Below are 4,637 nucleotides of genomic sequence, written 5' to 3' on the forward strand. Positions count from 1 at the left end.
CGTTTTCGATAACCTTGCTGGCTTGATAGTCTTTAGTCTTACGTTTGTCGGCAACCTGTTAGCTTTCACTATCTTAGCCCTTGGTTTTGCGAACTCATCCCGATTTCTCGGGAGCAGCCTTTTCGGAATTTTACTTCTTTTATTTTCGTTTTCCTCCTCTTCTTAATTTGTGTGATGTGCCATGTGTAATTTGTTATGAAATAATTGTATATGTATAATTAAGAAGATGTGTCCTATTGTCGCTTCTTATGACCACGGACTGATTGTTAATATACTTATAACACAAAACCTATATTTTGTCTATCGGGTACGTGCTAATATATAGTGTTTACCTGCTAATAGATGTGTATAACTTACGGTATCGGGATGGGGTTGTATCGGTAAGACGCTTAAAATTCCAATTAAAAACACCCAGATTTGAAAAACCTACCTCATATGAAATAGCAATTATTTTTTTATTATTGTCTGTCTCCAAAATATGCTTTGCTTCCGTTACTCTTCTATTAGCTATGAATTCTTTAAATCCTAATCCGGTAAATTTTTTAAACAAATGACTTACACGATGATGAGAATATCCCACATGCTTTGATACATCAGAAAGTGTGATATGTTCCTTGAAGTGTTTGTCGATATAATCCAATACTTCGTCAATTATTGGATTATGCTCTTCACTAGAACTAATATTCTTCTTCTTATTAGACATACTTCTTTTTATTAGTTCTAAAAATGTTATAAGTAAAGATTTTATTACCTCTCGATAATTATCTCTCTTTCTTTCCCACTCTTTATCAAGCATATGTAATATTAACTCCATATCAGATGCTTCTTTCTCGCTTAAACATATATGATGCGGAAAATTTTCATGACAATTAAGAATACTTTTTATAAAAGGTTGAAGTGAAAGATAATCTTTAAATAAGGAGTTAGTAAAATATAGGGTAGTTTTAGTTATTTGAGATGGATTTTCCCCTTTTATATAGGCATGGATATCTTGTCCATGGATAATTAATAGTGATTTATTTTTAAAAGCATATGACTTGTCTTTAATGAAGTAGTAACCATTACCAGAACGAATATAATGGAACTCCAGAATAAAGGGATGAAAATGATAATACTTAGCTCCTACAGCAGGATTAATTGCATTAACTATAAAGAAAGGAAAATCTTTTACCAAAAATGGGAAATAATACATATCCTTTACAGTTTTCTTTACAGGTGAATGTTTATTCATATAAATTTTTTTTAAACTTCATTACCTGCTATTTCTACTATTTAAATTTATAACATACTTTTACTATGTTGTCAAGGTTTTTTTGTTAGGGGTGATGTTAGGATTTTATTACTACATAAGACGGTTTGTTAAAAGCAGCTCTTTATCAGTGAAAATTTGGATTGGAGGACCTTCAGTAATTTTACTACCTCTATTAACTATGACTACTCTATTACAGATTTCTTTTACCATTTCCATATCATGCCCGGCAATAATTTTTGTATGATTAAAATTTTTAATTAGTTTTACAAATTCACGGCGGGTAGCGGGGTCAAGATTACTTGTCGGTTCATCTAAAACTAAAATATCCGGGTTTATTATTAGAACCGATGCTATTGCGACCCTTTTCTTTTCACCGAAACTTAAATGATGTGAAATTCTGCTTTCATAACCGGATAATCCTACTGAATTTAAACAATTAATTACTCCTTTCTTAATTTCCATCTCTGAAACCCCAAGATTCTGGGGACCAAACGCAACATCATCAAAAACAGTCGGCATAAACAGCTGGTCATCAGGATTCTGAAAAACAAGTCCGACTCTACGTCTAATTTCCCGAATGTTTTTCTTATTTATTGGAATACCAAATATTTCAATTTTTGAATTGTCACCTAAAATACCGTTTAAATGCAGAAGTAAAGTTGTTTTACCGGCACCATTAGGACCTATTATCCCTACTGTTTCACCTTCAAAAACATCAAGTGAAAAATCACTTATTGATTTTCTACCGTCAGGATATGAAAAATTAAGATTTTTTATTTCTATCGCTTTTTGCATATAAATCAGTTTAAAGTTTAGAGTTTAAAGAAATAATCTGAATATAACAGTTTTTCCATTTCTATCACAAAATTCATCTTTAAACTTTTAACAACATATAGATTCCCGCTGGAGTTTATCCCGTAGATTCCCGCTTTCGCGGGAATGACACACGGGACGGGAATGACACATACGGGACCATGAGAGATTGTCATTCCCGAGTGATTTAATCGGGAATCTACAACATTAAAATCCCTATATTATAAATTATGAATCTTTTTATAAAAACTTTATTCCAAATAAAATCGTAATAAATATAATTAAAAAAACTGTATCGGATAATTTAATTTTTAAATTATTTTGTGTTTTGATTTCCCCGTCAAACAAACGGGAACACATTGCTATATAAATCCGTTCTGCTCTTTCGAAAGTATTTATAAAAAGCGAGCCGATAATATGTCCAAGAACTTTAAATTGTAAAAATATCTTTTTACCGAAATATTTTGATGCTATTGCTCTTTCTGCACGCATTTTCTCATCAATCAGAACAAAAATATACCTATACATAAACGCTAAAATAAGGATAAACACTTTTGGCAATTTAAGCCTATCCAATCCTTTTAAAAGTTCCTGAAACTTCGAAGTTGCAGAAAGTATTGTTAAAATTAATATTGATAAAAATGCCTTTATCAGAACATTTTTAAAAACTATCAAACCATTCCCGCCAAGAAATGGAACAAATATTACAATCAGTATCACGAAAGGTAAAATAGAATATAAACTTTTTAAGAAATGTAAAATAGGTACCTTGCTCATAAAAATTATAAGAAATGTTACCAGAAAATAACCAAAAAATTGGATATTAGCAGATGGAGGTGTTAAAATAATAAAGATAATCATTATCAAAAATGATATAAGTTTTATTCGAGGGTCTAACCGGTGAATAAAACTATTTAAATCTGAGTATTTATCAATATATAAATGGTCCATAAATGTTCTCTATTTCTTCTTTCTGAAAATGTAGCCAAGTCCAAATGCAACACAAAATACGAGCAACACGCCTATAACCCCGGATAGAGAATTAGAAATTATATCATTTTTTACCACTGGAATTGCATAACCGGGTAGTGGACTTTTTATTACACCCTTACCTTCTGACTTCATTGAAAATCCTTTGTCCGCAGCAACCTTATTCAAACCATCCGGTGATTTTGAAGCAAATTGCGATAAAAAAACTATAAGAATAATTGGGACTAATAATCCAAAAATAATTTTTATCTTAATTTTCATAGATACTGTCTCTTCAAATTTTTTCTAACTCTAAAAGATCAGGTCTCACTTTTGATACAAAACTTAAAACTGTGACCGTTATCAATCCTTCGCCAACACCTATCAATGCATGAACTGAAACCATAGCAAGAAATACCAATTTTAACGGCACAATACCTGATATTGCAAGTTCTGCTGCACAAAAAGAGGAAGCCATGATTATGGAAATCCAACATGCTATAAAAGTAGAAATCGTTCTACTGAATATTTTTTTAAGTCCTTTATAAATGTAATAACCGGCAATAGAACCTATTATTCCCATATTAAAAACGTTTGCACCAAGCGATGTTAATCCGCCGTCCTGGAAAATAAAACACTGAACAATAAGAACTGTAGACATAATTAACAAACCTGACATAGGACCCAACAAAATGCTTATTAATACTCCGCCCATAAAATGCCCTGATGTACCGCCCGCTACCGGAAAATTTAACATCTGTGCAGCAAAAACAAAAGCAGCTAAAACACCTAACATCGGAATTTGTTTTTCACTCAGATTTTTATTTAATTTTTTAATAGCAACACCTATTGTAACTGCCGAAACACTATAAAGTACCGAAAATGTTTTTACATCCAAAAACCCATCCGGAATGTGCATTTTGTTCCCCAATTTTTATGCTAATTCATGCCGCGGTTACACTTAAGGTGCTGTGTTTGACACCTTTCATTGCTTTCAAGCTATCTGCGAGTTTTTTCACTTCAGCCGAACTACCGCGTACTGCAATTATTTCAAGGCAAATATCGTGGTCCAGATGTATGTGCTGCGTCGAAACTATAGCTTTTTGGAAATCGTGTTGAATATTCATTAATTTATCAACAAGTTCCCTTTTGTGGTGGTCATAAATAAGTGTGATTGCGCCTGCAATGTCTCCGCCTTTTGTCCACTGTTCTTTTACAAATTCCTGGCAAATTAAATCGGCAATCGCTTTTGAACGATTAGTATATTTCTTCTCTTTTATTAGTTTATCAAACTTTTTAAGAAGTTCCTCATCAAGTGAAACACCAAATCTTAATAACTTCCCCATTGAATTCCTCGCTTTAAGGTTGTGTTATAATCCACTATTTGTCATTGCGAGAGCCAATTTTTTGGCTCGTGGCAATCTTGTTTCAGACTGACTGTATTTTATGAGATTGCCCCATGAACGGGATCTTCGACTTCGCTAACGCTCGCAATGGGCTTAATAGTACTAAAATGTTGTTTTTTTAATGGTTTTTTAAATAAATATACCATTTCAAATAAGCAATTTTATGTTTTTCAGATAAGCCTCTGTGTCTTTGAAAA

6 protein-coding genes are annotated in these 4,637 nt (G+C 32.2%); all 6 read right to left on the reverse strand.

Annotated features, from left to right (window positions below; genetic code table 11):
• Nucleotides 1-328 precede the first annotated feature (328 nt).
• Nucleotides 329-1,231: an AraC family transcriptional regulator gene (locus PHE88_12495; GenBank protein ID MDD5688639.1), complete on the reverse strand. Its 903-nt coding sequence runs from the start codon at nt 1,229-1,231 to the stop codon at nt 329-331.
• 111 nt (nt 1,232-1,342) lie between these two features.
• Complete coding sequence (locus PHE88_12500) at nt 1,343-2,047, reverse strand: ABC transporter ATP-binding protein (protein ID MDD5688640.1); 705 nt, start codon at nt 2,045-2,047, stop codon at nt 1,343-1,345.
• Nucleotides 2,048-2,305: 258 nt separating this feature from the next.
• On the reverse strand, nt 2,306-3,016 hold the full coding sequence (cbiQ, locus tag PHE88_12505; protein ID MDD5688641.1) for a cobalt ECF transporter T component CbiQ: 711 nt from the start codon (nt 3,014-3,016) through the stop codon (nt 2,306-2,308).
• Nucleotides 3,017-3,025: 9 nt separating this feature from the next.
• A complete protein-coding gene (locus PHE88_12510; protein MDD5688642.1) occupies nt 3,026-3,316 on the reverse strand; it encodes a PDGLE domain-containing protein in 291 nt (96 codons plus the stop codon).
• A gap of 13 nt (nt 3,317-3,329) precedes the next feature.
• Nucleotides 3,330-3,953, reverse strand: a complete 624-nt coding sequence (cbiM, locus tag PHE88_12515) for a cobalt transporter CbiM (protein ID MDD5688643.1) — start codon at nt 3,951-3,953, stop codon at nt 3,330-3,332.
• Nucleotides 3,954-3,978: 25 nt separating this feature from the next.
• Complete coding sequence (nikR, locus tag PHE88_12520) at nt 3,979-4,380, reverse strand: nickel-responsive transcriptional regulator NikR (GenBank protein MDD5688644.1); 402 nt, start codon at nt 4,378-4,380, stop codon at nt 3,979-3,981.
• Nucleotides 4,381-4,637: the final 257 nt, after the last annotated feature.

Source organism: Elusimicrobiota bacterium (assembly GCA_028718185.1).
GTDB lineage: Bacteria > Elusimicrobiota > UBA8919 > UBA8919 > UBA8919 > JAQUMH01.

What these genes read in the sequence shown, in the direction of transcription:
- PHE88_12495 (MDD5688639.1), bottom strand. Translation starts at nt 1,231, where the DNA reads ATGAATAAACATTCACCTGTAAAGAAAACTGTAAAGGATATGTATTAT.
- PHE88_12500 (MDD5688640.1), bottom strand. Translation starts at nt 2,047, where the DNA reads ATGCAAAAAGCGATAGAAATAAAAAATCTTAATTTTTCATATCCTGAC.
- cbiQ (MDD5688641.1), bottom strand. Translation starts at nt 3,016, where the DNA reads ATGGACCATTTATATATTGATAAATACTCAGATTTAAATAGTTTTATT.
- PHE88_12510 (MDD5688642.1), bottom strand. Translation starts at nt 3,316, where the DNA reads ATGAAAATTAAGATAAAAATTATTTTTGGATTATTAGTCCCAATTATT.
- cbiM (MDD5688643.1), bottom strand. Translation starts at nt 3,953, where the DNA reads ATGCACATTCCGGATGGGTTTTTGGATGTAAAAACATTTTCGGTACTT.
- nikR (MDD5688644.1), bottom strand. Translation starts at nt 4,380, where the DNA reads ATGGGGAAGTTATTAAGATTTGGTGTTTCACTTGATGAGGAACTTCTT.